Source organism: Streptomyces sp. ADI95-17, from assembly GCF_003846175.1.
Classification (GTDB): domain Bacteria; phylum Actinomycetota; class Actinomycetes; order Streptomycetales; family Streptomycetaceae; genus Streptomyces; species Streptomyces sanglieri.
The window spans coordinates 72,413-97,123 of record NZ_ML123057.1 but is presented as its reverse complement, the minus strand read 5'-3'; the positions used below and the strand labels follow the sequence as shown (position 1 = coordinate 97,123).

Sequence of the window (24,711 nt, the reverse complement as noted above, 5' to 3'; positions counted from 1 at the left end):
CTCATTCACCACATGCTCGATCGGTTCGGGGAGAGGGGCGCAAACAGTATGTGCCCGTCCGCGGAGCTGTTCCCGCCGGGGTGCGGCAGCATGGAAAACGGTGCCTGAACAGGGCCGAAAGGCCCTGTGGCCAGGGGCCGGTCAGCGGGCGGGGCGCGGTGCCATACTGACGCCGCCAAGATCGTCCGGGCGCCCCGGACATCTTCCTTCCCGGCCACCCCACTGTGCTGCAACGAGGAGCAACCGGCCCATGAACACCCCGAGCGAGGACTACCACGCACTGCTCGCACGGCATGACGCGATGCGGCTTCGGCGACGCATCCTGGCCCCGTCCGGCAGCCGTGCCGGGGAGTGGAGCGCAAAGGCCCCGCAGGCGTACGACGGAACGGCCGACCAGCTGCTGATCGGCGACTCGCTGCCCCTGGTGAACCCGTTGGATCAGCTGATCGCCAAGCTGTACCGGATCCTGTTCGAGCGGCATCCGTATCTGCGGTCGTTGTTCCCCGAGTCGATGGCCTTCCAGCAGGCCCATCTCGCCGGGATCTTCCGCTATCTGATCGGTAATCTGCATCGCACGGACGAAATGATCGGCGTCTTCGGGCAGTTGGGGCGCGATCACCGCAAGCTCGGTGTGCGCCCCGCGCACTTCGAGGCCTTCGAGGCGGCGCTGATCGAAGCGCTGCGCGTGCGCGCGGGCGCCCGCTGGACCCACGAGCTGGAGCAGGCATGGCTGCGGATGCTGCGGCTGGCCGTTTCGGCGATGGTCAGGGGCGCGGACGAGGCGATCGCCGAACCACCCAGATGGGAGGCGACAGTGACCTCGCACGAACTGCGCACCCCCGATCTCGCGGTACTGCGGGTACGACCCCACCAGCCCTACGCCTTCGAGGCCGGACAGTACGCGTCCCTGGAGTCGCCGCTGCTGGAGCAGGCCTGGCGTCCGTACTACCTGGCCCGCGCTCCGCATCCGGACGGTGAACTGGAGTTCCACGTAAAGGCGCGGGGCGCCGACGGGGTGAGCGATGCTCTGGTGCACGGTACGCGGGAGGGCTGCGCCGTCCGGCTCAGCGCCCCGCGCGGCGCACTGGCCCTGCCGGACCACCTTCCGGCCGCGGACCTCCTGCTGATCGCCTCCGGCACGGGCTGGGCCCCGATGAAGGCGATGCTCCAGAGGATCGACGACGAGCGCGCCCACGCACGCCGGGTACGGCTGCTGCTGGGCCCCGCAGGGGAGACGGCGACGGCCGGGGAGATGTACGACGCGGCGTATCTGGAAGCGTTCCGGAGTGAGCGTCCCTGGCTGACCGTCATCGCGGCCGACACGGCGCACACCCGCTTCGCGGATGCCGGCCTGCGGTCCCTGAACGGGATTCTGCCCCCGCAGCCCGGGGCCGCCGCCCGGCAGCACGCCTGTCTGGCCCTGGCCCCCGAGGTCGCCACGACCGAGCGGGCGCAGGCCGTCGCCGCTCGGCTGGCCGCCGCAGGAGTACCGGCCGAGCAGATCCGTCATGACGCCACCGGCGTGGTCGCGGTCACAGAAATGTCTGCCAGTACGACCAGAACCGGATTGCTATCAGCATGACGATGGCCAGACACCAGGTCACCGGCACCACGAGGGGGAACTCCAGCACCGCCGCGACCAGGGCGCGCGGCGCGGGCAGGACGCCGTGGCGCAGATTGTGCACCGTGGTGTGCCAGAACATGAAGACGGTGGTCACCCACACGAGCACGCACCACAGACAGAGCGCGCCGATCTCGAACAACGCCTGAGTCATCAGCCACATGCAGAAGCCGGCACCGAACAGCGTGCCGAGGTTCAGTCCCAACCAGTACCAGCGCCGGTAGCGCGCACCCGCAAGCAGGCCCGCGCCGGTCCCCAACACCGTGCCGAAGGCGACCAACCCGATGAGCGGGTTGGGAAAGCCGAACGTCGACGCCTGCTCACTGCGCATCACACTGGTGCAGGACACCACGGGGCTCAGCGAGCAGGCGGGCACGAAGCCGGGGTCGGCGAGCAGTGCGAACTTGTCGATCGTGATGACGAACGAGCCGAGCAGCCCGAGCGCGGCCGTGACGACCAGCAGCCACCCGAACCCCCGCCTCGCCCCGGCGCACTCCCGTTCGTCGCCCGTCGCGGACACACCGGCGCATTCCCGCTCGTCGGCCTCGGGGCCTTCCGCCACCCTCCCCGTACCGCGCTCCGAAAGTTTCATGCCCGCCCCCGCACGGAACCGTCCGGCCAGACGACCTCCACCCGGATTCCTCGCGCACGCGCGAAGGCGACCAGATGCGCGGTGGCGTCCCGGCCGTCCGACGGCGATCCGTCCCACACGGCGAGCACGGTCCGGCAGGTCGCCACCAGCCGTTCGTCGGCGCCGACACACGCGTTGCGGTCCTCCGGATCGAATGGCAGCAGCCGTACGTGCTCGGCCAGCACCAGCAGTTCGCCAGCGGCCGACCGGTCCCGCTCGGGCAGCACCGCGGGAACCACGCCCTGGGCCGGCAGCAGCACCGTCAGCTTCCGCCCGGCCTCCCGGGCGGCCCGCCCGAACACCAACGGCAGCCCCGCCCCGGCCCGTACCAGGGCGGCGGCACCTTCCGCCAAGCGGTCCAGCCGCGCTCTCAGTTCGGCTTCCACCAGCTCCAGGGTTCTGTTGCCGAGGTCCCTGTGCCCGATGACTGCGATCACCATGTTTCCCTCCTCGCGCACCCGCGGCGTGCGATGCATCGCAGTGAACCCATCGGAGGCCGTCCACCACTAGGGCCGATCGGCCCCGGCTGGGGAACTCGGCGGTAGCGGTTCCCACGCGAACGGCAACTCCCTCCATTCACAGCAACAACGTGCTCAGCGACATGCACCGGCCGCTCCTCAGCAGCGATGTGCCGAAGGATCCGAGCGGGAGCCGGCTTGCTCGATGATTCCGGGCAGGCCCAGCATGCGCGCCGGCCTTCCGGACCCGATGCGACTGCTGAGTGTCAGACGGCGCAGGACATGCGTGTCCTGCGGTCAGCAGAGTCTGCTTTCCTCCGCGGCGACCCCACGACCCAGTCCCGAACCCCGTGCTGTGGCACGGGGTTCGCCCGAAGAAGGCACCACATCGTGACCCGCGCCATCACAACACCCGACCGCCGCGGCATCGTCCGTGCCACCTTCACCGCATGCGCCGTCGCCGGGCTGGGAACTTCCTGTCTGGTCCTGCCCTTCGTACGCCACATCCTCACCAGCAGCGCGGACCTGGTGGCTGGGTGCGCCTTGGAACCGGCCGTCCGGGGGCCTGGCTCGCCGGCTGCCGCCGACTCCACCGCCGCTATGAACGCAAGGCCGAGCACTTTCTCGCCTTCACCAGCATCGCCTGCACCCTCATCTGCTGCCGCAGGCTCACCAATTGAGATGACTTCTGGGTCGGGTTGCGGGGTGGCGGGACGGCCCGGAGTGAGCAACTCGGCGGGCTGGGCACGGTGCGGTCGCACCAGGATGTCGCGTTCGAGGAATGCCTCGCAGTCGCCCGCGCCTGGGCCACGGTGCATGGTCATCTGCTGCCATCCGCGACTGCGGTCTGGGACGGATACCCGGTCGGGACCTGGACCAAGAATCAGCGGTTCGCTGCCCGGGCTGCGGACACGAACGCGGAACGCCGTGAGGCCGGCCTGGCTGTCGAGGGCAGTGCGGATGCGTACACCGAGGACGCGGTGGGCAGCCTTCAACGGGCCGTTGATACGCCAGGGCCCTCGGGACGGGCTCCGAGGGCCCTGGGTGATCTCGCTACGGAATCAGGACGGTGTGATGTTCTCCGCCTGGGGGCCCTTCTGGCCCTGGGTGATGTCGAAGGTGACGGCCTGGCCTTCCTGGAGCTCGCGGAAGCCGGTGGCGTTGATGTTGGAGTAGTGCGCGAAGACGTCCGGCCCGCCGCCGTCCTGCTGGATGAACCCGAAGCCCTTTTCGGCGTTGAACCACTTGACGGTTCCGCTGGCCATGCTGGTGCCTTTCCTTTGATATCCGGTCCGCACCGCGCGGTCCCGGAGGTGCCCTGGTCCGCGCTGTACAGCAAAACGCCCGCACCGGAGCGCGGGCAGGTACTGCGAACCACGACTTCTGACAGTGACGCTACATTGCGAAACCGGCTCCCACCAGAGAGCGACGGAACGAAAGGCGGGTTTCGCTACGGCCCGTGTTGCCGAGTGCGCTACATCAGCCATCGCGCGGGCGAGGGCTCGCAGGACTCTCTCAACCGGTCATCCATGATCTACGTTCGCTCGCTGGGGGACTTGTTGGCGTCACCGTATGAGCGACGAGATCACGGCCAGGGCCGGCAGCCGGTTCTACTCCTTCGACGGCCGGGTGCTGGAGATCTTCGGCGGCAGCGTCACCTACAGCTTCCACGTGTGTCACATGCACTTCCGTGTCACGGGCCCGGACCGCAAGGGGAGGAGAAGCGTCGAGATCTGCCACGGCCAGCCGGAAGAGCGGGGGATCCGCCGTATAGGGCATCACTCCGCTGCGGAGTGGGACGGCCCGACAGGCCTGGCCCGGCTGCTTGAGACGGTGCAGGCCGCTATCGACTCGGTGCCAGAGCAATAGGGAAGGAGGTCCCCCCATCTCGGACCCTTCACGGAGGGCGGGACAGGTGAGTGACCCACGGGGCCCGCAATGCACGGGCCGCACAGAGGATCTCAGGCGGAGGTCTGCCCACGCGCTACGGGGCGATCGGGCGGTCGGACAGGTGGGCGAGTTCGGTGAAGAAGGCGCGGTAGAGGGGCTCGTCGGTGCTGGGGATTTCGACGGTGGCGAGCAGATGCCTGGAGCTCGTTGTGCTCGCGTAGATCGGTTCGTCGAGCTGCTCGACGTTGCCGAAGTGCAGCCGGGTCAGCCCGCCCTTGCGCGCCTCCGCGCGAACCTTCACCCAGCTCAGTGGGGACCGGTAGGAACCGATGATGCGATTCCGCCGGAACAGCTCGAAGATCCCGTGATCGACCCGCATATGTACGTCGTCGTGTTCGAACACCTTTGACCCCATCTCAGACCACCCGTCGGTCGGCGAGCACGGCCACCTGGCTGAAGCAGGCGCGGAACAAAGGCTCGTCGCCGGGCGGCACCTGGACGGCCTCCGAGCCAGCGAACCTGAAGTCGAACGGAGCGGTGCCGTAGAGCGCGGAGCTCGGATCACGCACGATGCCGAAGAAGAACTGGCCCAGCCTGTGAGGCTTTTTGTCGTGCACCAATGCCCCGAGCCGGCGCAACGGAACCCGGAAGGTGTGTGTAGGGCTGTTCAGGTTGAACCGTTCGAACATCCTGCGGTCCACGCGCAGGTGCAAGTCCTCGTCATCGAACGTGAGCGGATCCATGCCGCAGAAGATACCGCCCTCAGCCTCCGGTGATCGCCGACGGTCCATGGCAGTTCGGCATGGGTGCGCGGCACGCCGTAGGTATGGCGGGAGGCCACGTGGATGACGGTGATCTCATGGACCAGGTCCTGGCCAGCGGCCTTGCGCGCGGCCCGGGCCTTCGCCGCGGCGAGCCGGGCATAGAACGAGGAACGGGCCACCTTCAGCAGGCGGCAGAGGGGCGTTGTCACGTTGTTGGGTGTGTGGGTGTCTGACGGTGTGTCGAGGTGTGGTGGGGCCAGGTGCCGGCCCTGGGCTCAGGCGGCGGCAGGCCGGCCGGTGACGCCGGTGATCTGCTCCCAGATGGTGAAGCGGACGGTCATTTCGGTGCGGTGTTGGGTGCCGGTCATCAGGTGGCGGCGGGGCCGGAAGTGGGTGAGATGCTGCTGAACGCGGACAGGAAACGCTGCGCGGCGCCCACGCTGCGGAAGCCTTTCATCGCCCGTTCGCGTTGCCGGGTGGGCTGATGACTGTTCTCGGCCCGGTTGTTCAGGCCCTTGTGGGAACGGTGCTCGACGGAGGGCATGACCTCGCGGTGGGCCGCGCCGTAGGAGCGGAGCTTGTCCGTGACGATCACCCGCGGCACCCCGCCCGTCTTGGTCAGCAGCGTGCGGAAGAAGCGCCTGGCCGCAGCCGTGTCCCGGCGGCTCTGCACCAGGATGTCCAGCACGTTGCTGTCCTGGTCGACAGCTCGCCACAGGTACTTCTGCTCACCGTTGATCTTGATGAAGACCTCGTCCAGGTGCCACTTGTCGCCGGGCTGGGGCCGCCGGCGGCGCAGTCCGTTGGCGTACTGCTGACCGAACTTCAGGCACCAGCGGCGGACCGTCTCGTGCGAGACGATCACGCCGCGTTCCAGCATCAGCTCCTCGACTTCACGGAAACTGAGCGGGAACCGGAAAGTACAGCCACACGCCGTGCGAGATCACCTCGACCGGATACCGGTGCCCCTTGCACGACGGCGACATGCCCTCCACCGTGATCAGCCCGAGGATCCTCCCACCCTGTCAGCCAACGTGACAGCGCCGTTCCCCGGCCAGCCGGGGGTGTTCCTGTCGTCCGTCGACATGGACGACGGGGTACTGAAAGCGGAAGCACGAGCAACGGCCGATGGTGCGAACTCCCCGGTCTGCGACGGCCGGTCGGACCAGGTGCATAGCTCGTGCCTCAGCTTTCCCGTGGGCATGCCCACGGCGGGCCAGGGCGTCGTGGTGTCGTTGCGGGTTCGGAGCGGAGGAGGGCGGGCAGGACGCGGCGAAGAGCGGCGGTCCCCAGCTTTGGGTTGCGGCGGTTTCGCTCAGGCGGCGTGGCGGGTCTTGCGGCGGCGTACCGTGACGGCGGTGCCGCCGCCGGCGACGATCAGTGCGGCGGCGGCGCCGACGATCGCTGTGGTGTTGTCGTTCATGCCGGTCTCGGCGAGGTCGGAGCTCTTGGCCGCTGTCGACGGAGCGCTGTGGGTCTTCATGGTCTTGTCGATCCAGCCCGCGTAGGCGGGCGCGCTGGTGTAGAGGCCGGGGCCCTGCGAGCACGGCACGTTCGGGGCGCCGGGCCCCGAGGTGACGCCGATCAGTTCCCAGCGGCCGTCCCGGCCTTTTTGGACCTGTGGTCCGCCGGAGTCCCCGAAGCACGCCATGGCCTTGGGCACGGTGGTGATCGTGCACAGCCGGGTCCGGTCCGCGTATCCGGGCGCGCACTCGGACTCGGCGCCCCTGCGGGTGTTCAGTTCCTGCAGCCGGGCCGGGAACTTGAACTTGGTGTCGACGGTGGTGCCGAAGCCCAGGAGCCGGGTCGGCGTGCCGGGCTTCCCTGCCTGCTTGGCGATCTTGATGGGTTGCTGGGCGACCGGGCGGTCCAGGCGTACCAGCGCGATGTCGTTCTTGTTGGCGGCCTTGTTGTCGCCGTTCACATAGCCGGGGTGGACGAAGGTCCGGTCGATCTTCCGGACGGTGCCGCCGGACTTGCGGTGGTCGCTGCCGACCCGCACGATGCCGTCCAGCTTGAGGCCCTCGACCTTCAGGCAGTGAGCTGCCGTCAGCACCCACTGCTGATCGATCAGCGACGCCCCGCAGTTCCCGTCGATCAGGCCCTGGTCCGGGGCCGACTCCGGGATGGTCGCCATGAACGGGTAGCTCTCGGTGGAGTCGGACCCGTTGACGATGGCTGAGGCGCTGCCGGCCATGACAGTGACGCAGGCGGCGGCGGCGAGAGCGCCGACGGCGGCGGTGCGGGCGGTACGGCGGCGCGGCGGCTTGAAGCTGAACACAGAGGGTTCCCTTTTGCTTGGTGGATCCGTATGCATTCAGCCTCGTTGTCTGAAACCTGCCGCACCATCCGGGCAACAGGTCAGTCGATGGTGTGGCTAGCCCCCTCTCTGTACTGGGGAAACGCGGGTCCCGGCGCCCGCCTCGTGCGGGCGAGCGTCGCCGCGGAGCGCGGCATCCTGCATCCCGCCCCCGTCGATGCGGGAGAGATCGTGGCGCGGATCGCCCGCGCCCAGCGCCCGGCCCTGCGAGGAATAGCGCACTCCCACGTCGGAGGAAACTCGAACTGGCTCAGCGTCCGTGAGCCGGGGAGCACGTCCGGGGGCACTGTCACGTTGGCGGGCGGCGTAGGAGGATCCTCGACGTTGATCATGCTGGAGGAGGATCGTCCGTGGTGAGCGCGCCGCCGTCGTATAAGACCGTGTCCTATGTGGTGAGTCGGAGGAGTCGTTTGGGTGTTGTCACCTAGATGGCACGGTGACCGGTCGATGGAGCTTCGGGGCGTGCTGAGGTGTGGTTTCGGTGCCCGTTTAAGCCGCGGTAGTCAGGCCGATGTTCTCGGTGACGTGTTCCCAGAGGGTGAAGCGGATGGTCATTTCGAAGCGGTGTTCGGCGGCGGTACGAAGATGTCGCCGGGTGCGGAAGTGGGGGAGATGCCGCTGAACGCGGCCAGGAACCGCTGCGCTCCGCCGACGGAGCGGAAGCCCTTCATCGCGCGTTCGCGTTGCCTCGTCGGCTGGTGGGAGTTCTCGGCCCGGTTGTTCAGTCCCTTGTGGGAGCGGTGCTCCACCGAGGGCATGATTTCGCGGTGGGCCGCGCCGTAGGAACGCAGCTTGTCGGTGACGATCACCCTCGGCACCGCCCGGGTTTTCTTCATCAGACGGCGGAAGAACCGCATGGCCGCGGCCTTGTCGCGGCGGTTCCGGACGAGGATATCGAGGACGTTGCCGTCCTGGTCGACAGCCCGCCACAGGTACTTCTGCACCCCGTTGATCTTGATGAAGACTTCATCCAGATGCCACTTGTCGCCGGGCCGTGGCTGTCGGCGGCGCAGTCCGGCGGCGTAGGCCTGTCCGAACTTCAGACACCACCGCCGCACCGTCTCGTGGGAGACGATGACGCCGCGCTGGAGCATCAGCTCTTCGACCTCGCGGTAGGAGAGAGGGAAGCGGATGTACAGCCACACGCAGTGCGAGATCACCTCGACCGGGTACCGGTGACCCCTGTACGACGGCAGCACAGACGACACCAGCGCTCCCCTCCCCAGTGCGATCAACACGGAGATCATCCCACCCGGTCAGCCAACGTGACAGTGCCCTGCAAAGCCCTGCCCGGAAAGGCCCCCAAGCCTGTCGCGCCTGCGCAGATGGGCCCTGGCTGCAGGTACAGGTCGCGCAGCAGGCCGATCTCGCCGCCGGTCTGCGCGACCTCGTCCAGAGCGTGCAGTGCGAGCTTCAGATAGGTCTCATCGGCCCAACCGCCGGGCCCAGGCCCATCGGTGCCGGATCCGGCCAATGGCTTCGGGTCAGGTCCGCTTGCGGCTCGCGATCTCGTCAGAGAGCTGCTGCACGTGGGCGGGGTCCGCGTCCCGGGCAAGGGCGACGTAGTGGTCCATGACGGCCGGCCGGTAGCGCACGGGCAACGTCTGTCCTGGGGCGAGTCGGGTGAGTTCGGTGATCGTGAGGTCTTCGTCTGCGATACCGCGGAACGAGATGCCGTCGGCGGTCTCCACGTCGAACATCAGGACCACGCGTGGATTGCCGTTGACCTCCCGCCAGTCGACGAGAACGCCGAGCGCGAGCGCCCCCGTACGCAGTTCCGCATTGCGCTTCCGTGCATCACTGCTCAGGTGCGGGTTCGGGGCGACGCCCGGGAAGTCGGGCCCGACGCCGAGCGATTCCCGACTCAGGTCGGGCCTGAGCTGCGCCATCAGATCGTTCAAATCGATGCGCTTCTTCTTCGAACCGAACATCCTGACCCCTCCCTCACACCGGTGCCGGAAACTCGGCCTGGCGCTTCGCCTTCACTGCGATTGTACGTCGCGGCCATTCCCGACCTCCGTCGCATCGCCCCGTCCCGATGGGGTCGCCGTCTGCGGTCGCGGACGGGCTCGGTCGGTGCACCTGTCTGTCGGACGAGCCACGTCCGCACGCCGACAGGAGGACCAAGCCGCGATCGATATTGACCCCATCAATAGCGGGCTTCCGGGATCGCGCAGTTGCGCGACATCGTGGGCGCGGTGATGACCGTCGGCCTGTTCCGGGGCGTGCTCGCGCTCATCATCTCGGCGATCGTCTGGGGTTTCGGAGCCAACAGCAGCAACCCTCATCTCGCGTCCCGTGGCAAGACCGGGGTGCTGGTCTCGTGCGGTGCCGCGATCCTGTGCGGAGCGGCGGTCACGCTGATCAACTTCTTCTGAACCGTCGGCCAGGCCGTGAACTATTGCTGTTGCGGGTGGTCGGGGTGGGTTGCGGTGGTGGGTGTGTTTGAGGTGCCAGTTGGCCATCTTGCGTTTGATGACACGGGGGTTGGAACGTTGCCTGCGGGGTGGCAGGGGTCGTTCCAGCAGCTCACGGATGGTGTGAGTCAGGGCTCGACACCCTCCTACGGCTTCTTCGGACCGCGCCGTTTCAAGCACCAGGACCGGTCCGCGTCCTCGGAGTCGATGAATTCGCCCTGCTCAAGGGGCATACCTACGCCACAATCCTGGTCGATCTCAAGGTCCAACGGCCCATCGACGTCCTGCCCGGCCGGGAGGCCGAGCCAGTGGCTCGCCGACCATCCCGAGGTGGAGATCGTGTGCCGGGACCGCGCCACAGCCTATGCGGAGGCCGCCAAGCAGGCCGCTCCGCAGGCGGTTCAGGTCGCTGATGTGTGGCACTTGTGGAGCAACCTGGCGAAGGCCGTCGAGAAGACGGTCGCCGCCCACTACGGCTGCCTCCGCTCCGCCCACGAATCCGCCACCGTCGCCAACGAGCCGGAACCGCCTCCGGTGCCGGACGGCTTCCTCGACGTCCATGGTCGGCCCCGACGCATCGTCGCCACGATCCGCGAGCGGCACCGTGCCGTCCAAGAACTCCGCGCCACAGGCCGCTCCTTGCGTGGCATCAGCCGCGACCTGGACCTCGACTACTACTCAGTCCGCCGCTACGCACGCACAGCGAACGTCGACGAGTTGCTGGTCAAGGTCACCCAACGCCGGACGAAACTGGATGACTACAAGCCCTACATCTACCAGCGCTTCACCGAGGGCTGTCACAACGCCAGGCAGCTCTTCCGTGAAGTCCGTGACCAGGGCTTCCCGGGCGAACGGACGACGGTCAGCCGCTACGTCCGTCTCCTGCGAGAGGGCATGGTGACCACTCCTCCGCTCCCTGCTCTTCCCAAGCCCCGCCGAGCCCCGCGCTGGATCCTGACCCATCCTGAGCGCCTGCGGCCCGACGAAGCCGTCGGCACCAAGGAGATCCGCGCGGCCTGCCCCGAGCACGATGCCACCGTTGATCACGTCCGCACATTCGCCGGCCTCATGCACGAGCACCATGGCGAAGGCCTTCCCGCGTGGATTGCGCGTGTCGATCAGGAAGCTCTGCCGCATCTGGGCCAGTTCGCCAACGGGCTCCTGCACGACCTCGACGCCGTCACCACCGGCCTGTCGAGCCCCTGGAGCTCTGGCGAGGTGGAAGGCCAGGTCACGAGAGTCAAACTCCTCAAGCGCGCCGGGTACGGCCGAGCCGAACTCGACCTCCTCCGCACCCGAATCCTCCTACGGACCTGACCGGCCCGCGTCACAAGATCAGCGACAGAGCCCGTTCACCCGTACACACCTGAGCACTTTGGCGAGTACACCGACAGGTGCCGCTGACGTGCTGGTCACTCGTGTCGATGACTTCTGTGTCGGCCTGGTCCGACTGCCTCATCTGGTCAAGCTGCTGGATTGTCCGGCGGAGCTGATCGCCGGCGCCTGAGTCGATATCTCTGCGGTAGATCCTGGCCTTGAGGGTGGGGAGGTCAGCGATCAAGCGGATGGGCGTGATGTCGGCGTTGGGGACAGCGTCGGAGATCCAGGAAAGTTCGCTGCTGAGGGTGGTGAACACGAGTAATGGTCAAGAGTTGTGGATTGGGCCACTGATGTCTATCGAGGCTGCTCCCACTCGGTCCGGGTGAGTTCGTACTCGACTTCACCGTGCTCGGAGCCCTCGATCGCCTCCGGCCAGTCCCCGGTGAAGTTCCGGACGAAGGACAGGCCCGACTTCTCCATGACGCGACGTGAGCGGGTGTTGACGGCCATGGTGTTTGCGGTGACCCGCTCGACCCCCAGTTCCGCGAACCCCTTGTGGACCAGGGCCCGGGATCCCTCGGTGGCATAGCCGCGCCCCCATGCCGCCTGGTTCAACCGGTAACCGAGTTCGACCCCGGCGGTGCTGTGCTCCTCCAACGGCCGGAACTCGAACCAGCCCAGGAAGGTGCCGGTGGGCTTGTCCTGCGCGGCCCAGTAACCGCGGGTCTTCCAGCATGGGTAGTCGTGCAGGAGCCGCGGGAGCGTCCTTGTCTCGATCGACTCCCGACTTGTGGGGCGGCCACCGTTGATGAAGCGCATGACCTCGGGGTCGTTGTCCAGGGCGAGCAGGTGGTCGATGTCGGTCGCCGTGAACGCGCGCAGGACGAGCCGGTCGGTCTCCAGGAAGTTGGGCATGCCGCGATCTTCACCACGGGCGGGCCGGGCCTGCCACTGAATTTTCTGACCGGCGGCAGGCGGTGGTGTTCATGCCGCGCGGGCCTCGGATCGCTCGACCAGGACGCCCCCGCTCGAAGCGGGGGCCGGCCCGGACCAGTGCGACGAGCGACGAGGTGGGGTGCGTTCACGGCCCGCCAGCGTTGCTGGGCTGACTCGACGAGCTTGAAGACCATGGCCAGGGCGGCGGCCCGGCTGCCGGCGCCCTTGGTGACCTTGGTCCGCAGGCGCACAGTGGCGAAGGTCGACTCGATCGGGTTCGTGGTCCGCAGGTGGATCCAGTGCTCGGCGGGGAAGTCGAAGAACGCCAGCAGTTCTTCCTCGTCATCGGTGATCCGATTGACGACCTTGGGGTATTTCGCCCCGTACTGCTTGGCGAACGCGGCGACGGCCTTGGCCGCACGCTCCTTGTCCTCGGCGTTGTAGATCTCCTGGATCGCGCGCTTGGCCGCGGGTTGGGCCGACTTCGGCAGCGCATCGAGGACGTTCGCCGTCTTGTGCACCCAGCACCGCTGGTGGCGGGTCTCGGGGAACACCTCGTTCAACGCGTTCCAGAAGCCGAGCGCCCCGTCGCCGACGGCCAAGAGGGGGCCCGCATGCCCCGGCGGGCACAGTCCCGCAGTAGTCCCGCCCATGCCTCGGACGACTCGCGGTAGCCGTCGGTCATCGCGATCAGTTCTTTGGTGCCGTCGGCCCGCACGCCGACCACGACCAGGACAGCGGCCTTCGCCTCCTCCAGGCGTATGCGCAGATGAACACCGTCGGCCCAGACGTATGTGATCGGCCTGCCACTGTGCGGTCAGCCGCGTGATCGTGGCGGGCGACAGGCCGGCGGAGGAGCCGAGGAACTGCTCCAAGGCGGGCACGAAGTCACCGGACGACAAGCCGTGCAGGTAGAGCAGTGGCAGCACCTCGCTGATCTTCGGGGTTTTACGGGCTGGTCGGCGTGGCCGGGTCGGCTGCGGCGCCGTCGGTGTCTTCTGTGATGCGATGACTCCCGCCTCGCACAAGGATCGGAGTACGGGAGGTGGCCCGGCCGTGCCCCTGTCTCCGCGCGGGGTCAGCGCGCCTTCCTTCCCGGCGCGCTGCTCCGCTTCCCGTCCCACTTGTGGGGTCTTGCCGCTCGTGACACGTCAATCTTGCGTGACCTGGGCGTTCTCGGCTGTCTCACGGCCTTGTCACCCGTGACCACTCTCAAATCCGTGGCATTTCCTTGCGAGGGCGAGGGCGAGGGCGAGGGCGAGATCTGGCGGCTTGCCCGTGTCGGTCGAGTACATCACGCTAAGCCCGAGCACGAGGGCTACCGGCGGGCTCAGATCGCGCACCGATGAGTTTCCCGCGCCGCGCTGGTCTCTATGCCGGACACCCACGGACGGAAGGCTGGGCCATGCGGAAACTGCTCTACGGCATGAACCTGACCCTGGACGGCTACATCGCCGCGGCCGGCGACGACATCGGCTGGAGCGGACCGCCGAGCGACGAGCTGTTCCAGTGGTGGCTCGACCACGAGCAGGCGAGTGGCCTGTCGCTGTACGGGCGCAAGCTATGGGAGACGATGAGCTCCTACTGGTCGACCGGCGACCAGAAGCCCAACGCCACCCCGGCGGAGATCGAGTTCGCGCGGAACTGGCGGGACACACCGAAGGTGGTGTTCTCCTCGACGATCGACAAGGTCGACTGGAACACCCGCCTGGTCACCGGCGACGCGATCGCCGAGATCACCCGGCTCAAGGCCGAGGACGGCGGCCCAATGAACATCGGCGGCGCAACGCTCGCCGGGGCGGCCATGCGTGCCGGGCTGATCGACGAGTACGCGATCGCCGCCCATCCGGTCCTGGTGGGCAGCGGCACGCCGTTCTTCACCGCGCTGGACAGCTGGGTGAACCTGAACCTGGTGGAGACGCGGACGATTCCCGGCGGCGTGGTCCTGACCAGGTACGAGACGAGGCGCTGAGCAGCTTCCCGCTGTCTCACGGCTTGGATGGGTGTTTCCTCTCACCGTCACAGCGATCTCCAATCGACCATGCGAAGGCTCATGTGAGCCCATGCGGGCCGCAGGATGTCCTCGGGCAGCGTTTTGAGGACAGCGTCGAGACGTAGCGCTTCGGTATCGGTGAGTGGTCCTGCCTGCATGCCCGCCGCCCGGCTATGTGGTGGGACGAAACGGTGATCGTCTGGCTGGCGCACACCGGTCTGGGCATGAAGGGCGTCGACCGTCCGCGCGGCATCGAGCCGCTCAGCACGCGCCCAACTCTGAGGTAGAGAGTCACAGGGTCGACCATCGCTGCCCGCGTCGCAGCCGCCAGTGGCCGAGGTGATGTCAGGCGGCGCGCTTCACGTGGCGGACCAGCCACATCAGCAGGGCGTCCAGGTCTGCGGCGGCCGAGAGGACCCGGTCGACCGCCTCGGGGGTGTGCAGCCACTCCTCGCAGCCGAGGGGGCGGGCTGCGATCAGCGAACGGTGGCGCAGCAGGTTCGTACGGGGGTGGTCCGTCGGATAGCCGCGCGGCGGGCGTTTCATCACGTCCCCGGTGATGTCGTAGCCCTTCTTCCGCACGTCGTCGAGGATGGCGGGCAGTTCGCGGCCGCTCCTCTCGGAGGCCACGGCTTTGCGGAACATGTCCACCTGGCCGGGATCGGGATACCACCAGGCGCCCTGGATCCGCAGGCCGTCGAGGGAGAACCGGAGACCGATCTCGATCTTGCGGCCGAGTCGGATCACCGCGCACTGGTGCTGCCACCACCAGGAGTCGGTGCGGTAGTGCCAGACGGAGAAGTCCTCGTACCGGGGGTCGGTGTCCGCGACCTCGTTGAGCAGGGCGATCATCGGCTGCCGGACCAGGCGTTCACGGTCCGCGCGGTAGCGCTCGCGGGTCACGCGGGTCGGTTCGCCCTGGAGCTGCCACAACACGTCCATGGCCTGCTCCGGCCAGCCGGTGAACTGTCCACGCATGCGCGGAGGATAGCTCACCCGTGATCCGCGTGCGGAGAGTGAGACGGGCAGGGACGCGTAGCCCCAGGCAAGGCGGGAGGTGCTGCGGCGGGGCTCGCCGGCCAGGTAGATCTGCCGTGCGTAGCGGGCGCTCCCGCGCCAGAGCGTGCGTGATCTGATCACGCGGCAGATCGGGCGGCAAGTCGTACATGTGTTGGGCGGTCAGGTGCAGATGGGGGTCCGCGGCGGCCGGTAGCGTGTGCTCCACGGAGCCCGCCCGGCTGCTTCCCCTGCCAGGAATGCGGACGGGCGGGCGCCTTGTTGGCGCCCGCCGGTGGGCAAGGGGCTCGCAGGACGGTTGTGAGAGAGGTTCTGCCAGAGCTGACCTGGGCGAACTGCTCGGGGGCCCACCTCCCAGTACGCCTCTCACATCTCCTCGTTTATGAGAACGGCCGCGCGCGACATCCGCGGCCCGAAGCTGCCCGGTGCGACTGAGCTCATGCCGCGGCGGCTCGGCGCAGCGTGAACCAGAAAGTCGGGACCGGGTTCGTGCCGGGCGTCACGTCGGCCAGCTGCCACCCAGCGAACCTGGCGCTGAGTTCGTCCGCAGTGACGCCGGACCATGAGTCGTCAAACGCCCCGGGCCCGTACCCGAACATCAGCAATCGTGCACCGGGGGCGGCACGCTTGGTGAGGCCGGCGGCGTAGGCGTCGCGGCGGTGCGGTGGAATCCCGCAGTAGCAGCTCAGGTCGAAGAACAGGTCGTACGGGCCGGGCACGCCCACCTCGTCGAGTCGGGTGGCGTCACTGCACAGCACCGTGACGTCCGCTCCGGCCGCGGCGGCCTTCTCCCTCGCCTGCCGGACCGCGCGGTCGACCAGGTCGACGGCCGTCACCCGCCAGCTGTGCCGGGCCAGGTACACCGCGTTGGTCCCGGTGCCGCAGCCGAGTTCGAGCGCCCGGCCTGGCATCAGCGCGCCGGGTCCCTCTATCAGGGCCACGAGCTCGGGCGGTGTGATGCCGCTGTCCCACGGCGGCTTGCCGTCCCGGTAGAAGTCCTCCAACACGCGGCGCACAGACGCCTCTTGGTCGAGCTCCGCAGCCGTCCGAGTTTCACTCATCGCCACCCCTCCAAGAAACTAGAGTTCATCTCTAATGTCTGACTCTAGAGATAGACTCCCGGCATGGATGCGGTCAAGGGATCCGACGGACAGAACGTCAAGCGCCCCGACAAGCGGGCCGAGCGCTCGCGGCGTACCCGCGAGAAGATCGTTGCGGCGGCGCGGGAGCTGTTCGTCGCACAGGGGTACGGCGCGACAAGCCTTCAGGAGATTGCGGATCGCGCGGGTGTGGCCGTCCAGACCGTGTACTTCGTGTTCCGCAACAAGCGCGCGCTGTTCAAGGACGTCGTCGACATGTCCATCGCGGGCGACGTCGAACCGGTCGCCACGATGGACCGCGACTGGTTCCGCGCCGCGTGCGCCGAGCCCACCGCGGCCGGGCAACTGCGCGCCCACGTACGGGGTGTTCGCGACATCCTCGGCCGTGTCGCCCCGATCATGCCGTTGATCGCGGCTGCCGCAGCCACGGACCCGGAGATCGCCGCGCAGCGGCCCGCCGGCCCCGACCCGCGCTACACCGTCCAGCACGCCGCAGCGAAGGCACTGACCTCCAAGCCCGACGCCCGCCCCGACGTCGACACCGCCCGCGCCGCCGACCTGCTGTACGGGCTTCTCAGCCCGGAGCTGTACCTGATCTTTGTCCGCGACCGGGGCTGGTCCCCCGGCGCCTGGGAAGAGTGGACCTGCGCGGCCCTGATTGCCCACCTCTGCACTGACCACGAGTAGCCCGCCGACCCTTCGGCGGCTGCCGGCGCAGCGGCCGTAGGCCGCCGGCCGGGGAGCACCTTCGAGCACCCCGGAACATGCCGAGCCCGGTGTCCCAACGAAGAAGATGGCGCCTGCCCAGCGACCGCCGACGGCAGCGGACAGCCCTCGGCCGTCAAGCGACCGAGGGCTTCGCACGCAGGGACCTCGGACTGTTGAGGCGAACCAGCCGGCAGCCCGGCCGGTCCATCCCGCGGAAGCATGCTCAGCCGATCGTCAGGCCATGCACTCGTCACACGATCGAGCGATCACTCCTCGCCACGCTGACAAGGCGCCCCGAACCGGTCGCACCACCGGCGGATCGCCTCCTGGGAGACGGTGATCCCGCGTGCCAGGAGGCTCCTCGACTTCGCGGGAGGAGAGCGGGAAGCGGTGGTACGGCCATACTGCGTGGGAGATGGCCTCCGGCGGAAACCGGAACCCTTTGTACGACGGCCCTTCCCCGGCGTCCTCCACCACCAGCTCCTCCCGAACGATCAACAAACCCGGCTACCATTCCGGCCCGGAGACCACTCACTCAACTTGACAGTGCCTCCTGACGGCCTGTCGGGACCTCCACCGCCTCTAGCTCCTCAACGTGCTTCCGGGGCACCCGAAGATGTCTCTCACGAGTGTGGAACTGCCGTGCGGCTGCCAGGTTGAGGGCCCGCCTATCGTCCTGCGTCCGTTTCACCGGCCGCGCGCGGCCTGGGATCTGGAAGTGCGCACCGCGAACGCGTCAAGCTGCCTCTTGCGGCCCTGTTTGCAGCTTCGTCGCTGCTGCAGGCGCCACCAGAGGTCGGTGGGCAAGGGGGCGTGAACATGCTCGGGACGTTCGCGCGTGTGCGGGGGGTACCGGGGAAGGCGTGGTGGCGAAGTGCTGCCAGTCCTGGCCGGTGGTCACCGGCCAGGCTCCGCGGGCAAGGTCCTGGCCGGCCAGGGGTGTGCACTACGGCGGCGTCGCCGCTGGGGCCGGCCGAAGCCGGGCCGGGCTGACACGGCGGCGGCCGAGGCCCCGGCCGTACCGGTATCCGGGGGCGAGATGCCCATGCAGCCGCGCGGTTGCGCCTGGAGCCTCGGGCGCTCGCCGCGCGGGCCTGGTCCCCGATCTCGCCCGGCGCGTCCCGGAGGCAGGTGTGGGTCAGGTGCCGGACGGGGTGTCAGGTCTGGTTCCGGACAGCGCGTCGGTGTAGATGCCCGTCATCGCGGTCACAGCCCGTCGGCGGTCCAGGGCCGGGTCCAGGCGGTGCTGGATATTGATTCCCAGGGTGCTGCCGAGCAGCGCCGCCGCGACGGCCTCCGGGTCGGTGACGTGCGCACCGGTCGAGCGCAGGTGGTCGGCGTACAGGCCGCGGATCTTGGCGTACTCCTCGGCGTACGTCGTGCGCAGGGCCGACTCGCGGCTCACCGCCTCGATCAGGAGTGTCGAGAAGATGTGCGCCTCGGGCCGGGACATCAGGGCGAAGTTCGCCTCGATCAGGGCCTCGATTCCGGCGTCCGGCCCGGCGACGGCCAGGCGTTCGCGCATGAAGTCCGTGCCCCATCGGAACGCTTCCTCGATCACCGCCTTCAGCAGCCCGTCCTTCGAGCCGAAGTGCCAGGCCACGGAGCCCCGGCTGATGCCGGAGCGCTCCGCCACGGCCTGGACGGATGCCGCGGCGGACCCGCCCTCGGCGGCGAGTTCCCACGCGGCGGCCACCAGCCGGCGCTGGGTCTCGGCGGAGATCTCCTGCTTGCGGGTCGCACCCACGCGGTGTCCTTCCCAACGTTGCGGCGGCCTGACACGGCCGATTCTGTCACGCCGGCCGGGCGGCGCCGGGGCCGGCGAGCTCTTGCCTATGTTATCTGTCCAGTTCTATGCTGAGCGTCCAATAACTAAGGAGGGTTCGTCATGGAACTGATCGACCTCACCAGGACGCTGGACCCCGCCGACCGCGAACGGCTCCCCGAGCAGCTGCGCCCGCTCGCCCCGGTGATCGCGCCGGCCGTGGCCTACGCGCACCCGACCGGCGAGGGCCGAGTGCAGTTCGCCGCCGCCATGCACTGCAGCGTCGAGGACCTGCCCGACGGCGAGGGCTGGGGCGCGGAACTGCTCACCGACTTCAACTCCCACCTCGGCACCCACGTCGACGCCCCGCTGCACTACGGCTCGACCTGCGAGGGCAGGCCCGCCCGCACCATCACCGACATCGCCCTGGACGAGCTGTGGTGCGAGGCGCTCGTGCTGGACCTGCGCGACCGGTGCGAACCGGACGCCCCGATCACAGTCGAGGCGCTGGAGTCCGCCCTCGCCGACAACGGCGCCCCGGTCCCGGCCGACGGAGCGGTCCTGCTGCGCACCGGCCAGGAGCGCTACGGGCTGTCCGACCCAGAGTTCTTCCGCTACCCGGGCATGAGCCGCGAGTCGACGCTGCTCCTGGCCGACCTCGGGGCCAAGGTCCTGGGCACCGACGCCGCGGGCTGGGACCTGAGCTTTTCCGTGATGGCGCGCAAGTTCCGCGCCAGCGGCGACAACTCCGTGCTGTGGGACGGCCACCGGGCCGGCCGCGAGCGGGAGGTCTTCATCGTCCAGCAGCTGACGAACCTCGCCGCACTGCCCCCGTCGGGGTTCCGGGTGGCGTTCTTCCCGATCAAGATCGCCCGCGCGAGCGCCGCCCCCGCCCGGGTAGTGGCCTTCGTCTGACCCCCGATCCCCGCAGACCGACCCCTGCACCCTGCTGAGGAGAGGAACCGACCATGAAGCTCGCAACCGTGGAGCACGACCGCATCGAGCGGACCGCGCTCGTACTCGATCAGGGCGAGCGCCTGCTGCTGCTCGACCGCGCCCACCGCCTGGTGACCGGCGAGCACGCCCCCGCCCTGACCACCATGCAGACGATCATCGACGGCGGCGAACCCGTGCGGCAGACCCTGGAGCGGCTTGCCGCACAGGCCCCGCCCGAAGCGGTCGTCGCCGCATCCGAGGTGCGCTGGCTCTCCCCGCTGCCCAGGCCCGTACAGATCCGGGACTTCGGCAGTTTCATGGATCACTTCCGCAACGCCCGCTCCCGGATCCAGGGCATCCCGGCCGACCAGGTCGAACTGCCCGCCATCATGCTTGAACGCCCGCTGTACTACGTGACCAACCGGCTCTCCGTGACCGGCCACGACAGCGACATCCACTGGCCCGCGTACTCCTCCGTGCGGGACTACGAGCTGGAATTCGCCTGCGTGCTGGGCCGCGACGGCACGGACATCTCCGCAGCGGACGCTCCGTCGTACATCTTCGGCTACACGATCTTCAACGACCTCAGCGCCCGCGACACCCAGCTGGAGGAGATCGCCACCGGGCTGGGCCTGAGCAAGAGCAAGGACTTCACCGACTCGAACGTCCTGGGCCCGTGGATCGTCACCGCCGATGAGCTCGGCGACCCGTACCGGCTCACGATGACCGCCCGCATCAACGGCGAGGAGGTCAGCCGGGGCACGTCCGCCGACATGCACCACACCTTCGCCGACATGATCGCCTTCGCCTCCCAGTCGACCCGGCTGCACGCCGGAGAGGTCCTGTGCTCGGGAACCGTGCCAACCGGCTGCGGGCTGGAGCACGGCCGCTACCTGGAACCGGGCGACATCGTGGAACTAGAAGTCTCAGGCATGGGCGTGCTGCGCAACCGGGTGGTGTCATGAACCGCGAAGCACTCATCCTCGGCGTCGGCGCCACCCCCTTCGGCCGCCACCTCGACCGCGGTGCCGGCGACCTCGCCGGTCAGGCCACACACGAGGCACTGCGCGACGCCGGACTCACCCCGGCCGACGTCGGCGCAGTCTTCCACGCCACGGTCAGCCAGAAGGCGATCGACGGCCAGCACATGATCCCCGGCCAAGTCGCCCTGCGCCCGCACGGGTTCGCCGGGGTACCCGTGGTGAATGTGGAGAACGCCTGCGCGGGCGGCGCCACGGCCCTGTGGCTGGCGATCGCCCACGTACGGGCGGGTCTGTCGGACGTCGCCCTGGCTGTCGGCGTGGACAAACTCGTCTGCGCTGATCCCGCCCAGGGGATGGCGGTGTTCGACGGGGCCATGGACATCGCCCACCGCGAGGAGACCCTGGCCGCGCTCACCGCCCTGACCGACCCCTTGCCGCCCGAATTGACCGTGGACGGCGACCGGTCGGTGTTCATGGAGATCTATGCCTCCCTGGCCCGCGCCCACATGCAGCGCTTCGGTACCACCGAAGCCCACCTGGCCGCGGTCTCGGCGAAGAACCACGCCCACTCCGTCCACAACCCCCGGGCCCACTTCCGTCGAGCATTCACCGCGCAGGAGATCCTGACGGCGCGGCGGGTTGCGTGGCCACTGACGGTGCCGATGTGCTCACCGGTCAGCGACGGGGCCGCCGCCGTCATCGTGACGCGTGCCGACTACACCCGCGACGAGTCGGCCGTGGCGGTACTGAGCAGTGTCCTGTTGTCGGGCACCGACCGGGCGCCGGACGACGCCGGGCGGCACATCGGCCGCCGGGCCGCGCTCGCCGCCTACGAGAAGGCCGGCATCGGCCCGCAGGACGTCGACGTGGCGGAGGTCCATGACGCCACTGCCTTCGGCGAGATCCAGCAGGTGGAGAACCTGGGATTCTGCCCGATCGGCGACGGCGGCCCGTGGTCGGCCTCGGGCGCCGGCGCGCTCGGTGGCCCCGTTCCGGTGAACCCGTCCGGAGGACTCGAATCGCGCGGCCACCCGGTTTCCGCCACCGGACTGGCGCAGGTCTTCGAGCTGGTCACGCAGCTGCGCGGCCGGGCCGGCGAGCGCCAGGTCCCCGACGCGCGCATCGCCATCGCCGAGAACGGCGGCGGCCTCTACGGAATCGAGGAGGCGGTGGCCGCCGTGACCATCCTGGGGAGGAACCGATGACACCCGGCTACGCGGACCTGATCCTGTCGGCGCTGCGCAGGCGGCCCGAGCGCACCGCCTTCCGCTTTACCGGCGACGACGGGACAAAGCACACCTGGACCTACGGTGAGACCGCGGAACGGATCGAACGCACTGCGGCCGCGTTCGGCCGACTGGGCCTCATGCCCGGCAACGGGCTCGCCCTGCTGTGCGGCCCGAACCCGCAGGCGTTCACCGTCATGGCCGCCGCCTGCCTGGCCGGACTGCGCTACACCGCCCTGCACCCGCTGGCCACCGCAGACACCGACCGGACCGTCCTGTGCGACAGCGCGTCCGACTACCTGGTCGTGGACGACACCCGCTTCGCCGCCCGCGCCCGCCCCGACGGCACCAAGGCGATCACCCTCGCCGAACTCGACCGCATCGCCGCCGACACACACCCCGGCCCGAACGACCCGCGCGGCCCCGCGCTCTACCTCTTCTACACCGGCGGCACGACCGGCGAACCCAAAGGCGTGATGTTGCGCGACCGCTCACTGCTCGCCAACGCCTGGGCCTGCTCCACCTGGGCCTGGCCACCGGACACCCGCTTCCTGATCACCACCCCCATGTCGCACGCCGCCGGGCTCCTCGTCGCCCCCGGCCTGCTCCACGGCGCCGGCTTCGAGCTCCACCCCTCCTTCGACGCGGACCGCGTCATCGACGCGATCGAACACGACGGCGTGAGCGCCACGTTCGTCGTCCCCACGATGCTGTACACCCTGCTCGACCACCCCCGCCTCCCCGCAGCCGACCTGTCGGGGCTGAACTGGGTCCTCTACGGTGCCGCCCCCGCCGCCCCTGCCCGGCTCGCCCAGGCACAACGGCTCCTCGGCCCCGTACTCAGCCAGCACTACGGTCAGGCCGAGGCCCCCAACGCGCTGACCGTCCTGGACCCGGCCCAGCACCGTGACGACCCGAACGTCCTGGGCAGCTGCGGCCGGCCGATGCCCGGCGTGGAGATCGCCCTGCTCGACCCGCACGGCCGGCACGTACCGGCAGGCGAGCCCGGCGAACTGTGTGTCCGAGGACCGCTCGTGATGGACGGCTACTGGAACAAGCCCGAACAGACCGCAATCGCGCTTGACGGAGGCTGGCTACACACCGGCGATGTCGCTCGCGAGGACGACACCGGCCTGATCACAATCATCGACCGGATCAAGGACACCATCATCACCGGCGGATTCAACGTCTACCCGCGCGAGGTCGAGGACACCCTCGCCACACACCCGGCCGTCGCCGCCAGCGCCGTCTACGGCACCCCCGACCCGCACTGGGGCGAAGCCGTCACCGCCACCGTGGTCCTGCGCCCGGGACAGCAGGCCACCCCAGCCGATCTGACGGACCACGTCCGCGCCCACAAGGGCGCACTCTGGACCCCGAAACTGCTCCATCTCGCCGATTCGCTGCCCCTCACCGCCCTTGGCAAGATCGACAAGAAGACACTCCGCAACCAGCCCTGAACGGGGCTCGGGCGCGCAAACCGCCCCACTTCCTCAGATGACACACGGCCGGCGCCGAGCGCACCCTGGCGCGTGCTCCCGCGCCGGCCTCACGCTCGGTTTCTCCCATGGCCTTCGGAGATCGGCTGCCAACGGGCGGGCGAGACGGAGTTGGGTGTAGGCGGCGAGGACGAGCCAGGTCCACCGGTCGGCCGCTTCCTGGGCGCAGATCTTTGGGCAGGCCCAGCCGAGAGTCTGTTTGAATAGCTCATCCGGCTGCGGCTGTACTTCGTTCACAGCGCAGCACTGTCGACCACACCGCCTTCCGGCCGGGCGATTTTCGGGCGACCTCAACCGTTATCACACGAAGATCGGTACTCACGCTGCGTACGTGACCACAAGAAGTGGACCAGAACCGACAGTGAGCAGCGCTTGGCAGCAGTTCGGGAGGCGCTGCGGTGGCTGGCTCGTGTCAAATATTCACGGCTTTGAGCAGCAGCTCAGGGGCCGTAGGCGAGATCGGCCGTCTGTCGATTCCGAAGGGGCAGGGCAAAAGCGCTGGCTACGGGGGCAGTCGGTCCGTAGCGGCGGCACCGTTGCCGGGTGCCAGGCGCGTGGGTTGCTGCTCAAAGCCGTGAACATCGACATCACCGCCGTGCGTGATCCTCCCGCAGCGGTGAACAACCGCTGACGCGAACCGTGAACAAAACCACAGATTCTCAGCGCGGGTCCTTGCGCACGCACCAGGTGCGGGGGCCGTTGTCAGGGAGCTGGACGTCGGCTGTGACCTTGAATCCGAGTCGCTCGTAGAAAGCCACGTTCCGTTCGCTGGAAGTTTCCAGGAACGCCGGGCATCCGGCGTGTTCGGCCTCTTCGAGGCCGGCAAGCAGCACTGCGCTGCCAAGGCCCTGCCCCTGGGCCTCGGGGGCGGTTCCCACCGTCTCCAGGAACCATCCCGGCTCCTGCGCCCGGTAGGGCGCGACGGCCTGCTCAGCAGAAGCAGAGGCAGCCCCCCGATCACCGCTGAGTTCGCCGAGTATCGGGCCCAGCTCGGCGAATGCGGGCGAAGGGTTCTGGCCGGGTACGGCCCAGACGGCCACAGCACGGCCCGGCGCTGTCACGTTGTTGGGTGTGTGAGTGTCTGATGGGGCGTCGGGGTGTGGTGGGCTTGCGTTTCGGGTTTGGGG

22 protein-coding genes and 8 pseudogenes are annotated in these 24,711 nt (G+C 68.8%); 12 read left to right on the top strand and 18 right to left on the bottom strand.

Annotation, left to right across the window (positions count from 1 at the left end; all coding sequences use genetic code 11):
• The first annotated feature begins 250 nt into the window (after positions 1–250).
• A complete protein-coding gene (locus EES42_RS43580; RefSeq protein WP_124723718.1) occupies positions 251–1,582 on the top strand; it encodes a globin domain-containing protein in 1,332 nt (443 codons plus the stop codon).
• Here the strand turns inward: EES42_RS43580 and EES42_RS43575 are convergent.
• Both EES42_RS43575 and EES42_RS43570 read right to left on the bottom strand, forming a co-directional pair.
• Positions 1,533–2,213 (bottom strand): vitamin K epoxide reductase family protein, encoded by a 681-nt coding sequence (locus EES42_RS43575; RefSeq protein ID WP_124723717.1) that lies wholly within the window; start codon positions 2,211–2,213, stop codon positions 1,533–1,535. The two genes, EES42_RS43580 and EES42_RS43575, sit on opposite strands and share 50 nt — an antisense overlap.
• On the bottom strand, positions 2,210–2,689 hold the full coding sequence (locus EES42_RS43570) for a hypothetical protein (RefSeq protein ID WP_124723767.1): 480 nt from the start codon (positions 2,687–2,689) through the stop codon (positions 2,210–2,212). Before EES42_RS43570 ends, EES42_RS43575 begins: the two co-directional genes overlap by 4 nt.
• 584 nt (positions 2,690–3,273) lie before the next feature.
• Between EES42_RS43570 and EES42_RS43565 the strand changes: the two are divergent.
• Together EES42_RS43565 and EES42_RS47795 are read left to right on the top strand one after the other, a co-directional pair.
• A pseudogene (locus EES42_RS43565) lies at positions 3,274–3,390 on the top strand (IS5/IS1182 family transposase); the annotation flags it as partial.
• Between the two features lie 69 nt (positions 3,391–3,459).
• A pseudogene (locus EES42_RS47795) lies at positions 3,460–3,630 on the top strand (helicase associated domain-containing protein); the annotation flags it as partial.
• A 141-nt stretch (positions 3,631–3,771) separates the two neighbouring features.
• Here the strand turns inward: EES42_RS47795 and EES42_RS43560 are convergent.
• A complete protein-coding gene (locus EES42_RS43560; protein WP_124723716.1) occupies positions 3,772–3,975 on the bottom strand; it encodes a cold-shock protein in 204 nt (67 codons plus the stop codon).
• A gap of 307 nt (positions 3,976–4,282) precedes the next feature.
• Between EES42_RS43560 and EES42_RS43555 the strand changes: the two genes are divergently transcribed.
• Positions 4,283–4,579: a hypothetical protein gene (locus EES42_RS43555; protein ID WP_124723715.1), complete on the top strand. Its 297-nt coding sequence runs from the start codon at positions 4,283–4,285 to the stop codon at positions 4,577–4,579.
• Positions 4,580–4,694: 115 nt separating this feature from the next.
• Here EES42_RS43555 and EES42_RS43550 read toward each other — a convergent pair whose 3' ends face one another.
• The 6 genes and pseudogenes from EES42_RS43550 to EES42_RS43520 all read right to left on the bottom strand — a co-directional run bounded on the left by EES42_RS43550 (position 4,695) and on the right by EES42_RS43520 (position 9,615).
• Positions 4,695–5,003 carry a hypothetical protein gene (locus EES42_RS43550; protein ID WP_124723714.1) on the bottom strand — a complete coding sequence of 103 codons (309 nt, stop codon included), beginning with the start codon at positions 5,001–5,003 and terminating at the stop codon, positions 4,695–4,697.
• A 13-nt stretch (positions 5,004–5,016) separates the two neighbouring features.
• Positions 5,017–5,343 carry a hypothetical protein gene (locus tag EES42_RS43545; protein WP_124723713.1) on the bottom strand — a complete coding sequence of 109 codons (327 nt, stop codon included), beginning with the start codon at positions 5,341–5,343 and terminating at the stop codon, positions 5,017–5,019.
• A 418-nt stretch (positions 5,344–5,761) separates the two neighbouring features.
• Positions 5,762–6,350: pseudogene (locus EES42_RS43540) on the bottom strand (IS6 family transposase); the annotation flags it as partial.
• A 329-nt stretch (positions 6,351–6,679) separates the two neighbouring features.
• Positions 6,680–7,645 carry a serine protease gene (locus tag EES42_RS43535; RefSeq protein WP_124723712.1) on the bottom strand — a complete coding sequence of 322 codons (966 nt, stop codon included), beginning with the start codon at positions 7,643–7,645 and terminating at the stop codon, positions 6,680–6,682.
• A gap of 528 nt (positions 7,646–8,173) precedes the next feature.
• Positions 8,174–8,931, bottom strand: a pseudogene (locus EES42_RS43530) (IS6 family transposase).
• A gap of 237 nt (positions 8,932–9,168) precedes the next feature.
• Positions 9,169–9,615 carry a hypothetical protein gene (locus EES42_RS43520; protein ID WP_124723711.1) on the bottom strand — a complete coding sequence of 149 codons (447 nt, stop codon included), beginning with the start codon at positions 9,613–9,615 and terminating at the stop codon, positions 9,169–9,171.
• Positions 9,616–9,817: 202 nt separating this feature from the next.
• Between EES42_RS43520 and EES42_RS43515 the strand changes: the two are divergent.
• A pseudogene (locus EES42_RS43515) lies at positions 9,818–10,062 on the top strand (DUF6112 family protein).
• A gap of 369 nt (positions 10,063–10,431) precedes the next feature.
• The gene (locus EES42_RS47505; RefSeq protein WP_164495592.1) at positions 10,432–11,418 is read left to right on the top strand and encodes a transposase; all 987 of its coding nucleotides are present in this window, start codon (positions 10,432–10,434) and stop codon (positions 11,416–11,418) included.
• A gap of 10 nt (positions 11,419–11,428) precedes the next feature.
• Here the strand turns inward: EES42_RS47505 and EES42_RS43505 are convergent, their stop codons facing one another.
• From EES42_RS43505 to EES42_RS43495, 3 genes and pseudogenes are all read right to left on the bottom strand, one after another.
• The gene (locus EES42_RS43505; protein WP_124723709.1) at positions 11,429–11,737 is read right to left on the bottom strand and encodes a hypothetical protein; all 309 of its coding nucleotides are present in this window, start codon (positions 11,735–11,737) and stop codon (positions 11,429–11,431) included.
• A gap of 38 nt (positions 11,738–11,775) precedes the next feature.
• Positions 11,776–12,336, bottom strand: coding sequence for a GNAT family N-acetyltransferase (locus EES42_RS43500; RefSeq protein WP_124723708.1), 561 nt, complete (start codon positions 12,334–12,336; stop codon positions 11,776–11,778).
• A 69-nt stretch (positions 12,337–12,405) separates the two neighbouring features.
• Positions 12,406–13,313: pseudogene (locus EES42_RS43495) on the bottom strand (IS256 family transposase); the annotation flags it as partial.
• 449 nt (positions 13,314–13,762) lie between these two features.
• Here EES42_RS43495 and EES42_RS43490 point away from each other — a divergent pair.
• A complete protein-coding gene (locus EES42_RS43490; protein WP_124723707.1) occupies positions 13,763–14,329 on the top strand; it encodes a dihydrofolate reductase family protein in 567 nt (188 codons plus the stop codon).
• A 366-nt stretch (positions 14,330–14,695) separates the two neighbouring features.
• On the opposite strand, the gene EES42_RS43480 is transcribed toward EES42_RS43490, so the two are convergent.
• Together EES42_RS43480 and EES42_RS43475 are read right to left on the bottom strand one after the other, a co-directional pair.
• Complete coding sequence (locus tag EES42_RS43480) at positions 14,696–15,328, bottom strand: DUF2461 family protein (RefSeq protein WP_241196982.1); 633 nt, start codon at positions 15,326–15,328, stop codon at positions 14,696–14,698.
• A 476-nt stretch (positions 15,329–15,804) separates the two neighbouring features.
• On the bottom strand, positions 15,805–16,428 hold the full coding sequence (locus EES42_RS43475; RefSeq protein WP_124723706.1) for a class I SAM-dependent methyltransferase: 624 nt from the start codon (positions 16,426–16,428) through the stop codon (positions 15,805–15,807).
• A gap of 63 nt (positions 16,429–16,491) precedes the next feature.
• On the opposite strand from EES42_RS43475, the gene EES42_RS43470 reads away from it, so the two are divergent.
• The gene (locus EES42_RS43470; RefSeq protein ID WP_124723705.1) at positions 16,492–17,154 is read left to right on the top strand and encodes a TetR/AcrR family transcriptional regulator; all 663 of its coding nucleotides are present in this window, start codon (positions 16,492–16,494) and stop codon (positions 17,152–17,154) included.
• 314 nt (positions 17,155–17,468) lie between these two features.
• Here EES42_RS43470 and EES42_RS43465 read toward each other — a convergent pair.
• Together EES42_RS43465 and EES42_RS43455 are read right to left on the bottom strand one after the other, a co-directional pair.
• Positions 17,469–17,649: pseudogene (locus EES42_RS43465) on the bottom strand (IS6 family transposase); the annotation flags it as partial.
• Between the two features lie 664 nt (positions 17,650–18,313).
• Positions 18,314–18,922: a TetR/AcrR family transcriptional regulator gene (locus tag EES42_RS43455; protein WP_164495591.1), complete on the bottom strand. Its 609-nt coding sequence runs from the start codon at positions 18,920–18,922 to the stop codon at positions 18,314–18,316.
• 141 nt (positions 18,923–19,063) lie between these two features.
• On the opposite strand from EES42_RS43455, the gene EES42_RS43450 reads away from it, so the two are divergent.
• The 4 genes from EES42_RS43450 to EES42_RS43435 are packed head-to-tail and all read left to right on the top strand — an operon-like array spanning position 19,064 to position 23,545.
• Positions 19,064–19,855 (top strand): cyclase family protein, encoded by a 792-nt coding sequence (locus EES42_RS43450; RefSeq protein ID WP_124723703.1) that lies wholly within the window; start codon positions 19,064–19,066, stop codon positions 19,853–19,855.
• A gap of 53 nt (positions 19,856–19,908) precedes the next feature.
• Positions 19,909–20,841, top strand: a complete 933-nt coding sequence (locus tag EES42_RS43445) for a fumarylacetoacetate hydrolase family protein (RefSeq protein ID WP_124723702.1) — start codon at positions 19,909–19,911, stop codon at positions 20,839–20,841.
• Positions 20,838–22,064, top strand: a complete 1,227-nt coding sequence (locus EES42_RS43440; protein ID WP_124723701.1) for a thiolase family protein — start codon at positions 20,838–20,840, stop codon at positions 22,062–22,064. The genes EES42_RS43445 and EES42_RS43440 overlap by 4 nt, the downstream gene beginning before the upstream one ends.
• A complete protein-coding gene (locus EES42_RS43435) occupies positions 22,061–23,545 on the top strand; it encodes an AMP-binding protein (protein WP_124723700.1) in 1,485 nt (494 codons plus the stop codon). Before EES42_RS43440 ends, EES42_RS43435 begins: the two co-directional genes overlap by 4 nt.
• A 93-nt stretch (positions 23,546–23,638) precedes the next feature.
• Here the strand turns inward: EES42_RS43435 and EES42_RS47100 are convergent.
• Positions 23,639–23,791: pseudogene (locus EES42_RS47100) on the bottom strand (transposase); the annotation flags it as partial.
• Positions 23,792–24,243: 452 nt separating this feature from the next.
• Positions 24,244–24,711, bottom strand: a 468-nt coding sequence (locus EES42_RS43425; protein WP_164495590.1) for a GNAT family N-acetyltransferase, incomplete at its 5' end; no start/stop codon positions are given.

Coding starts and splice junctions, on each gene's coding strand:
- EES42_RS43580 (WP_124723718.1), top strand. CDS start 251: ATGAACACCCCGAGCGAGGACTACCACGCACTGCTCGCACGGCATGAC.
- EES42_RS43575 (WP_124723717.1), bottom strand. CDS start 2,213: ATGAAACTTTCGGAGCGCGGTACGGGGAGGGTGGCGGAAGGCCCCGAG.
- EES42_RS43560 (WP_124723716.1), bottom strand. CDS start 3,975: ATGGCCAGCGGAACCGTCAAGTGGTTCAACGCCGAAAAGGGCTTCGGG.
- EES42_RS43555 (WP_124723715.1), top strand. CDS start 4,283: ATGAGCGACGAGATCACGGCCAGGGCCGGCAGCCGGTTCTACTCCTTC.
- EES42_RS43545 (WP_124723713.1), bottom strand. CDS start 5,343: ATGGATCCGCTCACGTTCGATGACGAGGACTTGCACCTGCGCGTGGAC.
- EES42_RS43520 (WP_124723711.1), bottom strand. CDS start 9,615: ATGTTCGGTTCGAAGAAGAAGCGCATCGATTTGAACGATCTGATGGCG.
- EES42_RS43500 (WP_124723708.1), bottom strand. CDS start 12,336: ATGCCCAACTTCCTGGAGACCGACCGGCTCGTCCTGCGCGCGTTCACG.
- EES42_RS43490 (WP_124723707.1), top strand. CDS start 13,763: ATGCGGAAACTGCTCTACGGCATGAACCTGACCCTGGACGGCTACATC.
- EES42_RS43480 (WP_241196982.1), bottom strand. CDS start 15,328: ATGCGTGGACAGTTCACCGGCTGGCCGGAGCAGGCCATGGACGTGTTG.
- EES42_RS43475 (WP_124723706.1), bottom strand. CDS start 16,428: ATGAGTGAAACTCGGACGGCTGCGGAGCTCGACCAAGAGGCGTCTGTG.
- EES42_RS43470 (WP_124723705.1), top strand. CDS start 16,492: ATGGATGCGGTCAAGGGATCCGACGGACAGAACGTCAAGCGCCCCGAC.
- EES42_RS43450 (WP_124723703.1), top strand. CDS start 19,064: ATGGAACTGATCGACCTCACCAGGACGCTGGACCCCGCCGACCGCGAA.
- EES42_RS43445 (WP_124723702.1), top strand. CDS start 19,909: ATGAAGCTCGCAACCGTGGAGCACGACCGCATCGAGCGGACCGCGCTC.
- EES42_RS43440 (WP_124723701.1), top strand. CDS start 20,838: ATGAACCGCGAAGCACTCATCCTCGGCGTCGGCGCCACCCCCTTCGGC.
- EES42_RS43435 (WP_124723700.1), top strand. CDS start 22,061: ATGACACCCGGCTACGCGGACCTGATCCTGTCGGCGCTGCGCAGGCGG.